The organism is Selenomonas sp. oral taxon 137 str. F0430 (assembly GCF_000183625.1).
Classification (GTDB): Bacteria; Bacillota; Negativicutes; order Selenomonadales; family Selenomonadaceae; genus Centipeda; species Centipeda artemidis.
This window is the reverse complement of record NZ_AENV01000008.1, coordinates 52,574-70,348: the sequence shown is the minus strand read 5'-3', so window position 1 is coordinate 70,348 and position 17,775 is coordinate 52,574. Positions and strand designations below refer to the sequence as shown.

Genomic DNA, 17,775 nt, shown 5'->3' with positions numbered 1-17,775 from the left:
AGCATCATGAGCAACAAGGAACAGGCTCCGGGCTGGCTGCAGGCAGAGGAAGCCATTCGTGCGGCGCTGCAAAGTCGGAAAAACGAATTGTTTGCGGCGTTCGAGCAGGGCTATATCGCGGATATGAAACACGCGTGGACCGACGGCTATGCGGCGGGCAGCGCCGCAGGAAAAGCGGAGGCCAAGCAGGAGGGGATCTCCGAAGGTGAGTTCCGCGGGCGTAAACAAGGCATCATTTATGCCGCACTCAATCTCCTGCGCGATGGGATGCCGCCCGACAAGGTTGCAAAGATTGCGGAGCTGCCGGAGCTCATCATCCGCAAGCTCGCATCCGACAATGGCATAGATGTTTCGTAGAAAAAGAAGACGCTGACGTGCGGAGGCAGACCTCTAGTATATGGTTATCGTAATCCGATACCAAAGGTGGAATTTTTCGCCGATTTGGGCTTGACAGGCTAATATACCATCTGTTATAATTCATCTCGTCGTTTGGCAATAAACGATACTCGGGGTTATAGCTCAGTTGGTTAGAGTGTCTCGTTGACATCGAGGAGGTCACAAGTTCGAATCTTGTTAACCCCACCATTTTGTTACATCTGTCCGCAAATTTGCGGATTTTTTATTCGTTGCTCACTTAGCTCAGTTGGTAGAGCATCTCCGTCACATGGAGGGGGTCGGGGGTTCGAATCCCTCAGTGAGCACCATCTAGGATATTCTAAGAAGGTTTTCTGCGGATGTGGGAGACCTTTTTTTGTTGCTGTGATGATAAAACTATGAGCCTGTCCTTCTGAAAAAATATACGGGACTTGACGGCTTTGCTATAATGGTAATCGTTAGGAGAACTTTTTCGAATGCCTGCGGGAGGGTGAGGGAAATCGAATTTCATGCGTTGACAAAGGAAGACAAGCCGCTGCTGGATCGATATTTTCGTGCGAACTACTATGAAAACTCGCATTTTAACTTTACAAATCTCTATATGTGGCGCGAGCCGTTCCGCGTGCAGATCACGGAGGAGGACGACGTTCTCTATGTGACGAGCGAGTGGAAGGGCAAGGTCGCGGCGCTCCAGCCGTTCTGCGATCCCGCGCTCTACCGGGCTGCAACGAAAAAATACTTGCGTATTTCGAGGAGATCGGGCAGCCGTTTCACATCTACGATATGGAGCGCGGCTATGCGGACTTTTTGAAGAGCTGCGACTGCGCCTCGCTCGAGGTCGTGGCGGACCGCGACAACTACGACTATGTGTATCTCGCGGAAAAGCTCATCACGCTCGCGGGGCGCAAGATGCACTCGAAGAAGAATCATTTGAACGCATTCCGCAAGGAACATCCCGAGGCGGAGTTCCGCCCCATCACGGACGAGATCGTGACGCAGTGCAAGCTGGAGCTGAACAGCTGGTACAAGCAGCACCGGCAGGACGACGGCACGGTCGATCCGTTCATCGGCTACGAGCGCACGGCGATTCTCGAGGTGCTGAATAACTTCGAGGACTTCGGTCTGAAGGGCGGCGCGATCCTGATGGACGGGCGCGTGGTCGCCTTTACCTTCGGCGAACAGCTCAACACCGACACGGCGGTCATCCATGTGGAAAAGGCAGATCCCGAGGTGCGCGGCGCATATCCGGCGATCAATCAGGGATTTGTGGAGTACGCGTGGAGCGGCATGACCTACATCAACCGCGAGGAGGATATGGGCATTGAGGGACTGCGCAAGGCAAAGGAATCGTACAAGCCGGAGAAGCTGATCGAAAAGTTCAACGCGACGCTGCGCTCAAACGATTGCAAAGCGTTATGAGATGTGATAAGATAGCACAACGCTAGGAGAATGCAGGCAAAGCCCTTCGCCCCGATTAGCGGCGCGGGGCTTTTCTGTTATTCTGTTCTATGATGCATGGACGGGGGGATTCGTCATGAATTACACGAAATACGCCAAGGGATACTATATGCCGCCCGAGATTTCGCTCGACTGGCTGAAGAAGGATGCGCCCGATCACGCGCCCGTGTGGTGCAGCGTCGATCTGCGCGACGGCAACCAGTCGCTGATGATCCCGATGAGCCTTGACGAAAAGCTCGCCTTCTTCAACCTCCTCGTGCGCGTGGGATTCAAGGAAATCGAGGTCGGCTTCCCGGCGGCGTCCGAGACGGAGTATGAGTTCCTGCGCCGCCTTGTGGAGGACGATCTCATCCCGGACGACGTGACAGTGCAGGTGCTCACGCAGGCGCGCGAGCACATCATCCGCAGGACGTTCGACGCGCTGCGCGGCGTGAAGAACGCCATTGTTCATGTCTACAATTCGACCTCCGTCGCACAGCGCGAACAGGTCTTTCAAAAGTCAAAAGAAGAGATTTTGGAGATCGCGGTCGAGGGGGCGGAACTCCTCAAAAAGCTGACGGAGGAAGCGGGCGCGAACTATCGCTTCGAGTACTCGCCCGAGAGCTTCACGGGGACGGAACCGGAGTATGCGCTCGAGGTCTGCAACGCTGTGCTCGACGTCTGGCAGCCCACACCCGAGCGCAAGGCGATCATCAATTTGCCCGTGACTGTGCAGATGTCGATGCCGCACGTCTACGGGATGCAGGTCGCCTATGTGGGGGCGCATCTCAAGTACCGCGACGCCGTTGTGCTCTCCCTGCACCCGCACAACGACCGCGGCTGCGGCGTGGCGGACGCGGAGATGGGACTGCTCGCGGGCGCGGATCGGCTCGAGGGGACGCTCTTCGGCAACGGCGAGCGCACGGGCAACGTGGACATCATCACGGTCGCGATGAATATGTGCGCGCTCGGCGTCGACCCGCAGCTCGATTTTTCCAATCTGCCGCATCTCGTCGAGGTCTACGAGCGGGTCACGCGGATGCAGGTGAGTCCGCGGCAGCCGTACGCGGGATCGCTCGTCTTTGCCGCGTTCTCCGGCTCGCATCAGGATGCGATCGCCAAGGGGATGAAGCATTGGGAGGAGCAGAAACCCGAAAAATGGTCGCTGCCGTACCTCTACATCGATCCCAAGGACGTCGGGCGCACCTACGACGGCGACGTCATCCGCATCAACAGTCAGTCCGGCAAGGGCGGTGTCGCCTACATCATGGAGCAGCAGTACGGCGTCGTCATGCCGAAACAGATGCGCGAGGACTTCGGCTACCGCGTCAAATCCGCTTCTGACAACAGGCACAAGGAGCTGCAGCCCGACGAGATCTACAAAGTCTTTGCGGACACCTACGTCAACCTCCCATTCCCCTATGAACTGGTGGATTTCCTGTTGAAAAAACTGCCCGACGGCACGCGTGTCGGCGATGTGCATCTGAAGGTGGACGGTGAGGAGCGCACCTATGAGGCGCGCGGCAACGGCCGTCTCGACGCGATCTCAAACGCGCTTCAGCAGAATCTCGAACTGTCCTACACGAACCTCACCTACAGCGAGCACGCTCTTGAGATCGGGCAAAACTCGCGCGCGATTTCCTACATCAGCATCACGGGAGCGGACGGCAAGGTGCATTGGGGCGTCGGACTCGACACCGACATTATCACCTCGTCCGTGCTTGCACTCTTTTCTGCCGTCAACCGCATGAAAGCGGGGCATTGAGGCATTGAGGCATTGATGCGATGACGGATATAGTCGCCGAAAAGTTAAAACTCCTCCCGGACACGCCGGGGGTCTACATCATGAAGGACGAGCGCGGCAAGATCATCTATGTCGGCAAGGCGATCGTCCTCAAAAACCGCGTGCGGCAGTACTTTCAGAGCAGCCGAAACCAAGCGCCGAAGGTGCGCGCGATGGTCTCTCACGTCGCCGATTTCGAGACCATCATGACGGCGAACGAGGTCGAATCGCTCATCCTCGAAGCAAACCTCATCAAAAAACATCGCCCGCGGTACAATATTCGCCTGAAGGACGACAAGAGCTACCCCTATGTCAAGGTGACGATGCAGGAGGATTTCCCGCGCGTCTTTATCACGCGGCGCGTGCTGCGCGACGGGGCGCGCTACTTCGGCCCTTATACGAACGTGACGGCGCTCCGGGACAGCCTCAAACTCCTGAAGCGTCTTTTTCCTCTGCGCACCTGCCGCAAGATGCCCGAGCGTCCCTGTCTCGAATACCACATCAAGCGGTGTCTCGCGCCCTGCGTGGACAAGGTGACGAAAGAGGACTATGCGGCGATGATCCGCGCCGTGCTGCTCTTCCTTGAGGGGCGGACGGACGACGTGGAGCGCGAGCTTGAGCAGCGGATGCAGCTTGCCGCTGAAGCCTATCATTTTGAAACGGCGGCGCGCCTGCGGGATCAACTCGTCTCCGTGCGCAAGGCGGCAGAGCGGCAGAATATCGTCACGGGCGCCGGCGATCAGGATGCCGTGGGCATGGCGCGCGCGGGGGCGGGCGTCTGCGTGCAGATCTTCTTCATCCGCGGCGGCAAGATGATCGGGCGCGAACACTTCCTCCTGCGCGGGAGCGACGAGGAGCGCGACGAGGACGTTCTGCGCGCCTTTCTCGAGCAGTATTACAACGCCGCGACGTTCGTGCCGCGCGAGGTTCTCCTGCCGCTTGACATCGGCGCGGCGGAGCGCGCGGTCATCGAGCGCTGGCTCGCGGACAAAAAGGGCGGCGGCAGGGTCGCACTCCTCACGCCGCAGCGCGGCACAAAGCGCGACATCGTCGTCATGGCGACGGGGAACGCCCGGAAGTTCCTCGCCGATGAGGAGACGCGCCGCGCGCTTGCGGATGAGCAGAATATGGGGGCGGTTGAAGAACTCGGGCGCTATCTCGGGCTGAAAAAAGCTCCGTACCGCATGGAGTGCTTTGACATCTCGCACAACCAAGGGCAGGAGACCGTCGCCTCGATGGTCGTCTTTGAGGGCGGTATGCCGAAGAAATCGGATTATCGCCGCTTTAAGATCCGCAGCGCGGAAGGAAAGCCCGACGACTTCCTCTCCATGCGCGAGGTGACGACGCGCCGCTATGTCGGTCTGCCCGCCGAGGAACTGCCCGACCTCATCATCATCGACGGCGGCAAGGGGCAGCTCTCCTCCGCGCTCGAGATCATCCGCGGCGCGGCGGGGCACAGCGCCGTTCCCGTGGTCGGACTCGCGAAGCAGTTCGAGCTGATTTTTGTGGAAGGCGAATCGGAACCGGTCGAACTCCCGCGCCGCAGCGACGCGCTCTATCTCGTCCAGCGCATTCGAGACGAAGCACACCGATTTGCGATCACCTATCACCGCAATCTGCGCGGCAAACGCAACCTCGTCTCCGTATTGGATCATATCGTCGGCGTCGGACCGAAGCGGAGGCAGGCGCTGCGCGAGCACTTTGGAACGATTGAAAAGATGAAGGCAGCAAGCGTGGACGAGCTCGTTTCCGTGCGCGGAATGAATCGTCCTGCGGCCGAAGCGGTCTATCATTTCTTCGAAGTACAGCGGAATCTGCGCGGAAAATGATAGAACGATAAATGATAGGATTATCCCACTAAAATGACGATCTGAACCATTGTGAAGCAGTTCAGATTATTATAGAATAATCAAAAAGATTTGAATTGACGACACTCTTACATAAAGGAGGTGTCGTACGGTGAACATCTTTTCTCGCGTTTTGACTGCATGTGTCCTAATCGTATTGGCAACAACACTGACAGACTGCGGCAGTTCCAAGCAGCAATTCGAGACGGATGATAATACCGTCGTTGTCTATAACTGCAATACGGAGGACTGGACGGCACCCATTGCAAAAGAATTTCAGGAAGAAACCGGAATCCGAGTGAAACTCATCGCCGGCGGCTCGGGAGAGCTGATGGCGCGCGTACGCACAGAGAAGGAAGACCCGCGCGGCGACGTCCTATGGGGCGGAGCTGCGGACGCCTACGCGGCGCTTACACCTTGTTTAGAGCCGTATGACTCCCCTGAAAAAACGGCGATCGATCCGCATTTTGTGCGGGCGGACAATGTTTTTTACAGTGTGACGATGGATCCCTTCGTATTGGCGTACAATACGGATCTGGTCAGCGAAGCGGATGCGCCGCAGGGCTGGCGGGATCTCCTCGATCCCAAATTTCGCGGACGCATCGCGCTCGCGGATCCGGCGAAAACGAGTTCCGTCTATGCGCTGCTGTTTACCATGACCAATGTGCTCGGCGATGCGTCCGTGATCGGGCGGCTTGCCGAACATTTAGACGGTAAAATTGCCGCCGGTTCCGCCGCGCAGATGAAGGCGGTTACCGACGGCGAGTACGCCGTTACCGCAACCTTTGAAGCTGCGGTCATGCGCTGTATTGACGCGGGCGCACATGTGAAGATTGTCTATCCGAAAGAGGGGACACAGATCTCCTCGGGCGGCATTGCCATCATTCGGAATGCAAAACACATGGAAAATGCCAAAAAATTTCTTAATTTCGTCATGAGCAAGGAGGTTCATGAGCGCTTCGCGCAGTATGACCGCCGCTCGACACGCGCCGATATACCGGCGCCCGAGAATCTTCGACCTCTTGCGGAGATCCAATTTACACGATTTGATACGCAGCGTGCCCTTTCCTTTCGGGACGAGTTCCTAAGCAAGTGGCGCGCGGCGATTATCAAATAAATCCCCATTTCCCCCATCCCCCCATTCCCATATTTTCCCCTTCCAAGACCGTCACATTTTGTGGCGGTTTTTCCAATTTTATAGTAATTTACACTTGACATTATCCGAGTTTATCTTTATTCTGTATGTTAAGACATTGAATGCGGTTTTTTTCGTATTCGTTGCCCGCGTGCAGAAGGATAGGACTATGAGTGTTATGAAATCGCCCGAGTTCAGTTACCGGAAACAGCTTCTCGTCTATCTGATGCTCGGCGGACTCCTGCCGCTCCTTCTTGCCTCGGCGATGATTCTCTACGCGGCGGGCGAGGTATATGAGAATATGCAGGCGAAGAGCGGACGCGCCGAGGTGCAGCGCATCTCGCAGGAGATCGATACGCTCGTGAACAATTACGAACGCCTGATGAATCCTCTGCTCGTCGGGGGCGAAACTATCGCCTTCCTGCGCGGGTCGCGGGAGAACGTGGAGGAGATCTACGGCAGTCTCTATGCGATCCTTGCGGGGCATGCGGGGGAAGCCGCCCTCTATCTGCTCTCCGCCGACGGACGGCAGGTCATCGCCACGGACGATGTGCCGCGCGCCTATGCACTGCCGGAAAATCTCGACTGGGGGCTGCTCGGTCAGGCGAGCCGGTCGCGCGATTGGGTGGCGTCGGCGGCGGATAAATACGCCGCCGACCGCAGCGAGGTGGTCTTTTCGCTCGCGCGCGCGATTCGCCGTGGAGACGAACTGCTCGGTTTTGCCGTCATCGACATCAAGCGGGAAGCGCTCGTGCCGCTCATACAGCGCGTGCAGGAGGGGCGCGAGGGGCGCATCATTTTAACGGATCGCTATCAATATGTCATGCTGAACATGCAGGACTACCGCAGCGAGGGATTTTCGCCGCTGCGCTCCTCGGATGAGGTGCAGGAGACGGCGGAGCCCGCTGTGCGCGACTATATGTATACGTCGCAGGAGACCTCGTTCCATATTTATCTGCGACAGTACAATGATCCTGCGCCGCTTGACTATTTGCTTCGTCTCATCGTCATCGTGGACGCCGTTGCGCTCTGCATCACGGCGTATCTGTCCTACCGTCTGAGCCGCAAACTTTGGCAGCCGTTGCACACGCTTGCGACCGCGATGCGCCGCGTGCGGTATGAGGATGATTTCTCCGTGCAGGTTGACATCCGGCGCGGTGACGAGATCGGCGAGCTCGCGCTCACCTTTAACGGACTCATCGAACATGTCCGGACGCTCCTTGCGGAGAACCGCGCGCGCGAGCGCACGCTGCGCATCGCGCAGGTCAAATCTCTGACGGAGATGATGCGTCCGCATTTTATCTACAATACGCTCAACCTCATTAAGTGGAGCGCAAAGCTCGGCGACAGCGAGGGAGCCGCCGACACCGCAGTGCAGCTAGGGAAACTCCTGCGCGCTTCTGTCAATATGAAGGAGTTCGTCACGGTGGCAGACGAGCTCATGTTTCTGCGCACCTATTTGAAGATTCAGCAGCGGCGCTTTGAGGGGCGCCTGAACGTCACGGTGCGCGTGGATTCCGGGATCTATAAATGTTATGTGCCGAAGCTCATTTTGCAGCCGCTCGTGGAAAATGCGATTCAGCACGGACTTGAGGGGCTTGAGCGCGGCGGCAGCATTGCGATTGTCGGGGGGAGGACGGAAGGTTATTTGGTCTTCCGCGTCGCGGATAACGGGCAGGGAATCCCGCCTGAGCGATGCCGGGAGATCATGCGGCACAGGGATGATAATCATTTTGGTCTCTACAATGTGCACATGCGTGCCGCACTCAACGGCGATGCGCACTGCGGCATTGAGCTTCACAGTAAGGAAGGAGAGGACACCGAAGTCGTGCTGACACTGAAAGCATGGGAGGAGGCTCCCCATTATGATTAAGGTACTCATCATTGACGATGAGCCGCTGCAGCGGCAGGGCATTGTGCGCATGACGCCGTGGACGGACTTTGACGCCGAGGTCGTCGGCGATACCGGCAGCGGCATGGAGGGGATTCTCCTTGCGCGCCGGCTGCGTCCCGACGTTCTCATTGTGGATATCAAAATGCCGGGCATCTCGGGCCTTGAGGTCATCGAACAGCTCCGCAATGAAATCGACGCGGAGTACATTATTCTCTCCGGCTACGGAGAGTTCGAGTTCGCGCAGCAGGCGATCGCGCTCGGCGTCTGCGCCTATCTGCTGAAACCCCTCGACGACGAGGAACTTGCCGCCGCCATGAAAGAGGGGGCGGAGCGCATCTATCGGCGCCGCGCCCGCGCGGAGGAGCCGCAGGAGGAGAGGGACGGCCGGCCGACCATCCGTATCCCACAGGAGGAACCCGTGCGTGGTTATCTGCTCCATGCCGTCCGTTACATGGAGGAGCATATGGAGCACTCCATCACGGTGCGCGAGGTCGCCGAGGAGCTCGGCATCAGCGTCAGCTATCTGCACAAACTCTTTGCGCGCTGCGGCACGTCCTTCAGCGCGTATCTCACGGAGTGCCGCCTGTACCGCGCGGGGAAAATGCTGCGCGAGAGCGACGAGAAGATCTACGTTATCGCCGCGGCGTGCGGCTATCAGGACACGCGTTATTTCAGCAAGATCTTTCAAAAACATACAGGTCTCAAACCGACGGAATACCGCAGCGAAAAAATTTCGTAAAAAATCTTCTTACCCTCTAGTCAAAACCGGAAAAATGTTGTAATATAATAATTGTTATTGGATAATAACTCTATATGAGTTTTATATCCCGTATCACATATTTACGACTGTGTATTATATTTATATAGGAGGGTTTTCAATGAAGACATGGGTTTGTACAGTTTGCGGCTGGATCTATGACGAGGCCGCCGGAGATCCCGACTACGATCTCGCCGCAGGTGTGGCGTTTGAAGATCTGCCGGAGGATTTTGTCTGCCCGCTCTGCGGCGTGGATAAGACTCTGTTTGAGCAGCAGGAGTGAATTTCGGACGGTACACAAAAAACGAGTCCCGCGTTTGCGGGGCTTTTTTATTGTGAGAGAATGGGTCGCTTTTGTATACCTCCTTGGTCTCACATCTATTGTTACACAACAAAACTCCTATGACTCTTAACACCTCTTAATTGATTGCAATCTAAATGTTTGTTATAATAGTCACATTGTATACAAGAAAAGGGGCGAGGCGATGATACGGCTGATCTTTTCGGATATGGACGGGACGCTGCTGGACGAGAACGGGCGGCTGCCGGAGGAGTTCGGCGATCTGTACCTGCGGCTGCGGGAGCGTGGCATCATCTTTGCGCCCGCCTCGGGACGGCAGTATGCGTCGCTGCGCCGGACGTTTGCACCGTGGCAGGAGGAGATGATCTTCGTCGCGGAGAACGGGACGATGGTCGTTGACCGCGGCGGTCGGGAGCTCTTTGCGAGCCCCGTAGATCGTGCACTCGCCCTCAGTGTTTTGCAGACAGGAGCGGAGAACCCGGCGGCGTACTCTGTGTTATGCGGGAAAAAACATGGTTATGTGCTGAGAAAAGAGGCGGTGCCGTCCTTTTGTACGCATCTCAATCAATTCGTCACAAAGGCAGAATTCGTCGAGTCTTTTGCTGCAGTGGATGATGAGCCCATCAAAATGTCCTTCTGCGACCTTACGGGCAACGCGGAGACGACGATCCTCCCGCAGATGCTCGCCTACGAGGGGCGGCTCCAAGTTTCGCTCTCGAGCCGCGAGTGGGTCGATCTCTACAATTGCGGCGTCAGTAAGGGCGCGGCGGCGCGGCACATCCAAGAGGCGCTCGGCATTGCTCCCGAAGAGTGCGCGGCGTTCGGCGACTATGAGAATGATCTCGAGCTGATGGACGCTGTGACGCACAGCTTTGCGATGGAGAACGCGCTGCCATCCGTGAAGGCACGTGCTCGTTATACCGCACCGAGCAACAGCGCGCACGGTGTGACGGCGATCTGTGAGCGCATTCTCGCGGGCGACTACGACTGAGGTGTGCCATGCGATTTGACTACCATATGCATCTCGAATACGGCTCCTACAACGAGGACTATGCGGAGGGATTCTTCCAAGCAGCGGCGGAGCGCGGCATCGCAGAGATCGGGTTCTCCGAGCACTCACATACCTTTCCCGAGTTCGAGCAGCTTTACTACGACGACCTTATCTTAGATGACAGCTTCGTCGGCAGCTTTCAGAAAAAATGGCTGCGGACGAATAAGTTCAAATATACACTTGACGAATATTTTTCCTTCATCGAGAAATTAAAGAAGAAACACAGGGTGCTCGCGGGCATCGAGGTCTGCAATTTTCAAAATCAAGAAGCGGTCGCAAAGATCCTTCGCGCCTATCCGTTCGATTATATCATCGGATCGGTGCATTTCCTTGGCGGGTGGGCGTATGATACGGGGGCTCTTGTCGAGGAGTGGCCGCGTCACGACCTTCGGGACATTTACGAACAGTATACGGTCGAAGTGGAGCATCTCGCGGCGGCGGGGCTCTACGATGCACTCGGGCATCCGTTTAACATCAGGCTTTACAAACATTTTCCGGACTTCGACGTGACGCCGTACCTCATGCGCGCAGCGGAGGCAATGCGCAGGGCTGATATGATTGTCGACCTGAACACGGGGACGTACTATCGTTATCCGGTGCAGGAATTTTCCCCGTATCCGGATTTTATGCGCGCGGCGCGGGCATATGATCTGCCCGTCATCACGACGTCGGATGCGCATCAGCCCGCCGACTGCGGGCGTTACAACGAGGAGGCCGTGCAGTATGCACGCTCCTTTGGCTATACCGATCAGATTCGTTTTACAGGCGCGCGCGGGAGGGAGCTTGTGCCGCTCGTATAGATTTTTCTGTGCAGAGAGGAGTTATGAACATGAGGACAAAATATTTGCTCGGGTTGCTCGCGGCAGTTTTCGTTCTTTTCATGCAGAGTCCCGCCGCGCTTGCCGCGGACAAAGATCCGTGGATATGGCTCAGTTCGAACGATAAATATTCGAAGTTTTACGCACCCGCCTCGGTACGCACCGTCGCGAGTGTGACGAAGAAACGCTCCAAGACTGCGGTCGCAACCGAGATCGAGGCGGAGATCAAGACCTCGTTCAGCTACGCGGGGGCAGAGGAGACGATTCGCAACTACAATATCGCGCATGTGATCAAGGATCCGGGTAAACTCTCTTACGCCGTCGCACGCGTGCGTGTCTACCCGCAGAACCGCATCCTGCAGTACATTAGCGAGACGTTCTACGATGCCGCGGGCAACGTACTATGGTCGAAAGGTGAGGGCAGGGAAAAGGAGATGAACTCCCAGCAGTTTGACGAGGAGTTCTACGCCGCCATCATCGACACCGTGTTCCGGCAGGGCGAGCTTGACCGGATGCGTGCGGACGACCGCTGGATCACACTTTGGTCAGATGAAAATCCTGCGGGGATCAAGACCCACGTGACGGCGGACATGTCGACCATGCGCCGAGAGAAGGACAACCTTATCTTTTGGGCATGGACAGAGGTGGAGGACAAACAGGGGAATATCATCGAGATCAAATTTGACAAACGTGCGGTGAATCTGCCGCAGGGAACGGAGCGTATCATCAGCGGTCGTTTCTGGTCGCCCGGCGAAGGGTGGCAGGAGCTCGACGACGCCTATGAGGGAGCCTACCGTATGATTGCAAAGAGCACGCCCGAGGAGCGTGGACTCATGCGCCTGCGTGCATTTGCCGACGGGTACAGCACGTGGGTGAACCGCTACCGGATTGACTAACGCACTCCCACAACACGGGAAAGGGAAACGATTGCAGTATGCCGATTAAGATACCGAATAATTTACCTGCGACAAACGTGCTTGAGGGCGAGAATATCTTCGTCATGAACGCCGCGCGTGCATACAGTCAGGACATCCGCCCTCTGCGGATCCTCATTCTGAACCTCATGCCCATCAAGGACGTGACGGAGACACAGCTTCTGCGGCTCCTTGGCAATACACCGCTGCAGGTTGAGGTCGACTTCATCTATACGGAGTCCTATATCCCTTCACACACCTCGCGCGACTATCTTACAGAGTTCTACGGCACATTCGCCGAGGTGCGGCATAAAAAATACGACGGGTTCATCATTACGGGGGCACCCGTCGAGCAGATGGAGTTCGAGCGCGTCGCGTACTGGGACGAGGTAGCAGAAATCATGCAGTGGAGCCGCAAACATGCCTACTCCACCTTTCACATCTGCTGGGGAGCACAGGCGGGGCTGTACTATCATTATGGCATCCCGAAATACTGGATGGATAAAAAGATCTTCGGTGTCTACGAGCACCGGATCTGCGTGCAGCATGAGAGCCTCCTGCGCGGATTCGACGACGCCTTTTATGTGCCGCACTCGCGGCACACCGAGACGCGCAGAGAGGACATTGAACGCATCCCGGAGCTGACAATCCTCTCGGAGGGCGATGCGGGCGTCTATATCATCGCGAATCTGCGCCGCCGCCAGTTCTTCATCACCGGGCATGCCGAGTATGATCCGCTGACGCTGAAGGCAGAGTATGACCGCGATCTCGCAGCGGGTATGACTCCGGATATTCCGCTGAACTACTATCCGGACGATGACCCGAACCGGTTGCCCGTTGTGCGCTGGCGAAGCGTCGCGCATCTGCTCTTTGCGAACTGGCTGAACTACTACGTCTATCAGGGGACACCGTACGAACTCGACAGTCTCGACAACGCCGCGGACGACTGGAGCATTTGACTTTTTGCGGCGCAGTCGCGTGTGTTCAGTAAAAATTCAGCTTTTTCCCATATCATATAGAAAATGATAATGATTCGATAGGAGCGATTTGCGTGCAAAAAATATGGGGTGCGGCACTCGTTGCGGGCGCCGTTTTTCTCATGGGTGTCCGCCCCGCAGCAGCGGAGGAAATCCCCAAGAACATCTATCAGTGGGTGCAGTCCACCGCAAGGCAGGGATATTATTTCAACAAGGAGCAGATCCAGTACGCTGCGGACGCGCACGGCTATATTGATCTCACAAAGCTCGTCGTACCGACCCTGCGCATCTACGACAACATCCAGATACAGGATGTCGTCTCGAAGCGCCGCTGGCGGATGCTCCCGCTCTCAGGCTACGGCGACCTCACGGGTGCGGCGGAATACCTCCTCATCGACCTGCGTGCAGGCGTCGTTCATGTCACTGCACACGAGGATCTCGACAGCAATTGGGGGACGCTCTCCCGCGAAGAGAATACGAAGGAGTTCAAGCTCTCCTCTCTCTCGGATAAAGACGTCGAAAAAAAATTCTTTGATGCCATCATCGCGTATGCGGCAGAGCATCAGGAAGAGCTGATTCACCGCTCGCGCGGGATTTTATCCGACGCAGATCGCGCGGCGCTCGCATCGAAAAAAGAAAAATCCGTTGCGAGTGACGAAAAGACCCGAGAAAAGCACGTGAAGAAGGAGAAAAAAGCCAAGAAAAATAAGAAAAAATAGCGGATAGAACGCTGCTCCGGGCTTTTTCGAGCGGCGTCTTTTTTTATAGCTTTTTCTGCAGAAACAAGGTATAATAACCGGAGGAAGAATACTGCGAAGGAAGGTAGACCGCATGACAGACAAGGAATGGATGCAGCTGGAACTGAGCCGAAAGGTGAAGGCGGAAGGCGGTAATATCAGTGTGGAACGCATGACGGAGATCGTCTCCGAGCTCAGTCGGCGTCTGCGCGAGAATCCAAATCTGCCACGCGAGGTGAACAGCATCACTGCCGACGAATTGATTGCCCGGGCGCGGAAAAAGACAGGCGAGGAACGCTACCGCATCGTCAAGCGCGTCCTGCGCATGGAGCCGAACAACATCACGGCGGCGTGCATGGAGGTCGAATACCTCGCCAAGAACGCGGACGACCGCGTGCATCTTTACGAGGATCTCGCGCGTGCGGCGACGGCACGGCTGAGGGCGGAGGGGCTCTTTGCTGAGAAAAATATCGGTAAATTCTGGTCTCTGACCGCGACTAAGCCCTATATGTTCCTCCGTCTCTCCTATCTCGATGCCCTGTGCGAGGCACGCAAGCTGCGCCTGGCGGCGAAGGAATGCGAAGAGATGATGCGGCTTTCGGAGCATGATGATCTGGGACGGCGCTATCGTCTCATGTTTATCTATGCAACGATTGAGGATGGAGACCCCGCGATTGAGCTCTATCAGCGCTATGAAGAGGGAGTCGCAATGATGTACCTCCCGCTCGCCATGCTCTTCTACCGTCTCGGTAAAATGAAGATGGCGCGCAACTTCCTAAAGGAGCTCAGCGCAACGAACTCCGATACCGCCGCATTCTTTGAACGCGGGCTCGCCGGCGACCTGCCGCGTCGTGCGCCGGGGCGTCATGCCGGATCCTTTGCCATTGGTACGATGGAGGAGTTTGGCGAGGCGGTTTCGGACAACGAATTCGCATTTGTCGGCATGGAGGCATTCTTCGCATGGGGGCTGAGTGAGTTGCGGCAGGAATCTCCTGAAGTGTCACATGCGTAGAGGGCTTTTCCCGCGGCAATATGCGGTGCGACTGCTCATCGGTATGGGGATTGCGGGGATTTTGGTGTTTGGAGACACGGGAGCAGCAAATGCCGCCCTGCCGATTGGGGGCGCCGCAGCAGATCCACTCTATTGGGAGCGTGCAGACGGCGATACGCCGCTGCTCTCCGCTGTGGAGATCGCTGCGCTGAATCAGTGCATTGCCGCATCGACGGACAGTCTGCACGATCTAATGGCAGTTCCGGAGACCCTCTCCGGCGCAGGTTCGCGCGTACATCGACGCCGCGGCACAGAATTTTGGGGGTCCTGCACTGCCGGAGCTCTATGCGGGCAAGGAAATGCTTGGTGCAGAGGAGTGGCGTGCCGTACGGGAAAATCGTTCCTATGATGCTGTTCCCGCTGTTGTACAGGTACGCTATGCCGTGGCGGCACAGCGTACCGACGGCAGATCGCTATGACGGGGGGCGCGGAGCAGCGCCGGGCGCGCCTGGGGGAGATGCCGCCGGGGACGCTGCTCTTTCGCCCGGGGCATGTCATGCTCTACCTTGGCATGGATCGTGCGGGCGAACCTCTGGTCATCCACGACATCAGCAGCTATTACGAAGACGGTACAAAGCGCTATATCAGGCGTGTTGTCGTCTCCGATCTGAACTTTTTGAACGCACGCGGGACAGCGGCGCTCGATACGCTCACGCATATCGGGCAGGTACTGCCCTAACTCACCGCTGCATATAGAACATAACTTCATCAGTTCCGCAGACTGGCGGGACAGATATGGAGGGGAAAATGGGACTCTTTGACGGATTTCGTGGGGGCGAGGAATCGCAGCTGATGAGCATTCATAATGCCATCAAGGCGGAACTCGACAGACACGAATGGAATTACGAGGAGAGCGAGGCATCTGAAGAGGGGCAGACAGAAACCTACTTCTACATGCGCAACGAGCTTGAAAACGACGAGCCGGTGACCGTCGTGATTGCTATTCGCGAACACGCAGATGCCGACGGCTTTATCAAAATCAAAATCTACGACATAGGCTATTTGGCAGATGAGAGCGACCGTGCGGAACTTCTCAATAAGATCAACGAGTGGAATGCGGGCTATCGCTATGTGAAATTCTGTCTTGACCGTGACGAAGACGTCGTTGCCGATATCGATCTGCCGCTCGATCTTCATAAGGGACAATTTCGTCCCGAAAACGTCATGTCCATGATGGCACTCGGTATGCACATTGTGGAAAATATTTTTGATGATTTGATGGAACTTTGTGTGCGAGGGCACCGTCCCCGCACCCAGGAATAAAGCTGCGGAAGTTGAACGGAGGAAACAAAAGATGGATCTTTTTGACGGATTCAGCGGCACCGAGGACGGGCTGAAAAACAGCGCGTTCGAGGCGATCAAAGCGGAACTCGACAAACAGGAGATGAAATACGGCGAGGACGTTTCGGAAGACGGTGAAGATCACATCATCCGTATGCGTCAGCAGCTCGATAACGGCAGCGTCGTGAGCATCGCGATCGTTGTTACCGAAAACGGTGACACGAACGACTTCATCAAGATTAAATACTTTGGTCTCGTTCGCCTTGAGGAGAACTCCGACCGCACCGCATTTATCGAGAAACTCAACGAATGGAACAGTGCGTACCGCTATGTCAAATTTGCTGTCGACGACGAGCAGGATGTCGTCGTCGATATCGACCTGCCGCTCGATCTCCATACGGGTGTATTCCAAGCCGAGAACTTCATGGCAATGGTAGGCGTTGGGTTACAGGTGTTGGAGGAGGTTTATCCTGCACTCATGAAACTTCGCTGGGCTTAGGCGTGACGCGGGATTTTCGCGTTGCCGCGTGAATCATAAAAACAAATAGTAAAACAGGACGTCCGCACGAATTCAATCGTGCGGACGTCCTGTTTTATAACGTATTCAACTTTTTTTGTATGGTCAATTTGAGGGACTTTGAGTCCCTTTTTGAGGTAGCTCTGTTGGAGCTGGTAGATGCTCTGCACGAGGCGTTCCTGTTCTCTGTTTGAGAGCACGCCGTCAAACGACACACCTATGTGATACGTCATGCCGAGCGTGGTGTCGATCGGGGTAGCGCGGCGGATGCGCGCCTCTGTCTCGAGTGTGCCGATGTGCGGGAGATCCGGGACACGGACGGCGAGCATTTCGCCCTCCATGACGGGCTCGTCATTGACGAAGCAGAGCCCGCCGCCGCTGATGTCGATGAGATCGGCTTCGCGATAGTTCTTGAGGCTGGCGTGGTCGCCGGGGAGTTTGACCGCGATCTCCATCGGAATGGGGACGCGGACGAAATCACGAAGTTGAATGCGCTCGGCGCTCTCAGGGATATCGAGATACCAAATCGTATCCGGCAGCGGGGATGAAGAGCGGTAGCGGACGGCGAAGTGATAGACGCAGCCCGCACCCGTGAGGTGGCATGCGAATACGTATCCGGGGGTGGGGGCGTTGGCAAATTTCTCCGGTGTGATGTCGAGCCGGACGGTGAGTGCGCCTGCCGGATGTCCCGCCGCCTGTTCCTCCTCGCTCAGCTCGAGAGTGCCATAGTAGTCGATGCCGAGATCGGCGTCCACAATATGAATGGACGTGCCGTGTTTTAGAAGTGCGGCGAGCTTTTCGCCCTCGATTGCCATAGATTCAGTCCTTTCCATCTGCATGACGCAGTATCCGTTTTTACTGTAGTATTAAGAATAGCAAAGTATATCCGTAAAGTCAATT

The 17,775-nt window shown here is 56.4% G+C and carries 18 protein-coding genes, 2 tRNA genes and 1 pseudogene; 20 read left to right on the top strand and 1 reads right to left on the bottom strand.

Annotated features, from left to right (window positions below):
• Positions 1-6: 6 nt before the first annotated feature.
• The 20 genes and pseudogenes from HMPREF9162_RS05695 to HMPREF9162_RS05605 all read left to right on the top strand — a co-directional run bounded on the left by HMPREF9162_RS05695 (position 7) and on the right by HMPREF9162_RS05605 (position 16,857).
• Positions 7-357 carry a hypothetical protein gene (locus tag HMPREF9162_RS05695; RefSeq protein ID WP_009438908.1) on the top strand — a complete coding sequence of 117 codons (351 nt, stop codon included), beginning with the start codon at positions 7-9 and terminating at the stop codon, positions 355-357.
• 151 nt (positions 358-508) lie between these two features.
• Positions 509-585, top strand: a tRNA-Val gene (locus HMPREF9162_RS05690).
• Between the two features lie 43 nt (positions 586-628).
• Positions 629-704, top strand: a tRNA-Val gene (locus HMPREF9162_RS05685).
• A gap of 161 nt (positions 705-865) precedes the next feature.
• Positions 866-1,794, top strand: a pseudogene (locus tag HMPREF9162_RS05680) (DUF2156 domain-containing protein).
• Positions 1,795-1,909: 115 nt separating this feature from the next.
• Positions 1,910-3,577 carry a 2-isopropylmalate synthase gene (locus HMPREF9162_RS05675; protein ID WP_009438647.1) on the top strand — a complete coding sequence of 556 codons (1,668 nt, stop codon included), beginning with the start codon at positions 1,910-1,912 and terminating at the stop codon, positions 3,575-3,577.
• A gap of 20 nt (positions 3,578-3,597) precedes the next feature.
• Positions 3,598-5,424: an excinuclease ABC subunit UvrC gene (uvrC, locus tag HMPREF9162_RS05670; protein WP_009438735.1), complete on the top strand. Its 1,827-nt coding sequence runs from the start codon at positions 3,598-3,600 to the stop codon at positions 5,422-5,424.
• Between the two features lie 130 nt (positions 5,425-5,554).
• The gene (locus HMPREF9162_RS05665) at positions 5,555-6,559 is read left to right on the top strand and encodes an ABC transporter substrate-binding protein (RefSeq protein WP_009438855.1); all 1,005 of its coding nucleotides are present in this window, start codon (positions 5,555-5,557) and stop codon (positions 6,557-6,559) included.
• A 187-nt stretch (positions 6,560-6,746) separates the two neighbouring features.
• A complete protein-coding gene (locus HMPREF9162_RS05660) occupies positions 6,747-8,450 on the top strand; it encodes a sensor histidine kinase (protein WP_009438720.1) in 1,704 nt (567 codons plus the stop codon).
• Positions 8,443-9,210, top strand: coding sequence for a helix-turn-helix domain-containing protein (locus tag HMPREF9162_RS05655; protein WP_009438700.1), 768 nt, complete (start codon positions 8,443-8,445; stop codon positions 9,208-9,210). Before HMPREF9162_RS05660 ends, HMPREF9162_RS05655 begins: the two co-directional genes overlap by 8 nt.
• A gap of 139 nt (positions 9,211-9,349) precedes the next feature.
• The gene (locus tag HMPREF9162_RS05650) at positions 9,350-9,511 is read left to right on the top strand and encodes a rubredoxin (RefSeq protein ID WP_009350476.1); all 162 of its coding nucleotides are present in this window, start codon (positions 9,350-9,352) and stop codon (positions 9,509-9,511) included.
• A gap of 202 nt (positions 9,512-9,713) precedes the next feature.
• Positions 9,714-10,520 carry a Cof-type HAD-IIB family hydrolase gene (locus HMPREF9162_RS05645; protein WP_009438863.1) on the top strand — a complete coding sequence of 269 codons (807 nt, stop codon included), beginning with the start codon at positions 9,714-9,716 and terminating at the stop codon, positions 10,518-10,520.
• Positions 10,521-10,528: 8 nt separating this feature from the next.
• Positions 10,529-11,380, top strand: a complete 852-nt coding sequence (locus HMPREF9162_RS05640) for a histidinol-phosphatase (RefSeq protein ID WP_009350478.1) — start codon at positions 10,529-10,531, stop codon at positions 11,378-11,380.
• A 29-nt stretch (positions 11,381-11,409) separates the two neighbouring features.
• Complete coding sequence (locus HMPREF9162_RS05635) at positions 11,410-12,294, top strand: hypothetical protein (protein ID WP_009438677.1); 885 nt, start codon at positions 11,410-11,412, stop codon at positions 12,292-12,294.
• Between the two features lie 38 nt (positions 12,295-12,332).
• Positions 12,333-13,271, top strand: coding sequence for a homoserine O-succinyltransferase (gene metA, locus HMPREF9162_RS05630; RefSeq protein WP_009350480.1), 939 nt, complete (start codon positions 12,333-12,335; stop codon positions 13,269-13,271).
• Positions 13,272-13,363: 92 nt separating this feature from the next.
• Positions 13,364-14,008 (top strand): hypothetical protein, encoded by a 645-nt coding sequence (locus tag HMPREF9162_RS05625; RefSeq protein ID WP_009438857.1) that lies wholly within the window; start codon positions 13,364-13,366, stop codon positions 14,006-14,008.
• A 112-nt stretch (positions 14,009-14,120) separates the two neighbouring features.
• On the top strand, positions 14,121-15,038 hold the full coding sequence (locus tag HMPREF9162_RS05620) for a hypothetical protein (RefSeq protein WP_009438748.1): 918 nt from the start codon (positions 14,121-14,123) through the stop codon (positions 15,036-15,038).
• Positions 15,031-15,426, top strand: coding sequence for a hypothetical protein (locus tag HMPREF9162_RS12730; protein ID WP_254655361.1), 396 nt, complete (start codon positions 15,031-15,033; stop codon positions 15,424-15,426). Before HMPREF9162_RS05620 ends, HMPREF9162_RS12730 begins: the two co-directional genes overlap by 8 nt.
• Before the next feature lie 66 nt (positions 15,427-15,492).
• Positions 15,493-15,756 carry a hypothetical protein gene (locus HMPREF9162_RS12725; RefSeq protein ID WP_009438836.1) on the top strand — a complete coding sequence of 88 codons (264 nt, stop codon included), beginning with the start codon at positions 15,493-15,495 and terminating at the stop codon, positions 15,754-15,756.
• A gap of 56 nt (positions 15,757-15,812) precedes the next feature.
• Entirely contained in the window at positions 15,813-16,340 is a 528-nt protein-coding gene (locus tag HMPREF9162_RS05610) for a YbjN domain-containing protein (protein ID WP_009350484.1), read from the top strand.
• Between the two features lie 31 nt (positions 16,341-16,371).
• Positions 16,372-16,857, top strand: coding sequence for a YbjN domain-containing protein (locus HMPREF9162_RS05605; RefSeq protein WP_009350485.1), 486 nt, complete (start codon positions 16,372-16,374; stop codon positions 16,855-16,857).
• Here the strand turns inward: HMPREF9162_RS05605 and HMPREF9162_RS05600 are convergent.
• Positions 16,854-17,690, bottom strand: coding sequence for a flagellar brake protein (locus HMPREF9162_RS05600; RefSeq protein WP_009438752.1), 837 nt, complete (start codon positions 17,688-17,690; stop codon positions 16,854-16,856). The genes HMPREF9162_RS05605 and HMPREF9162_RS05600 overlap by 4 nt on opposite strands.
• Between the last annotated feature and the right edge of the window lie 85 nt (positions 17,691-17,775).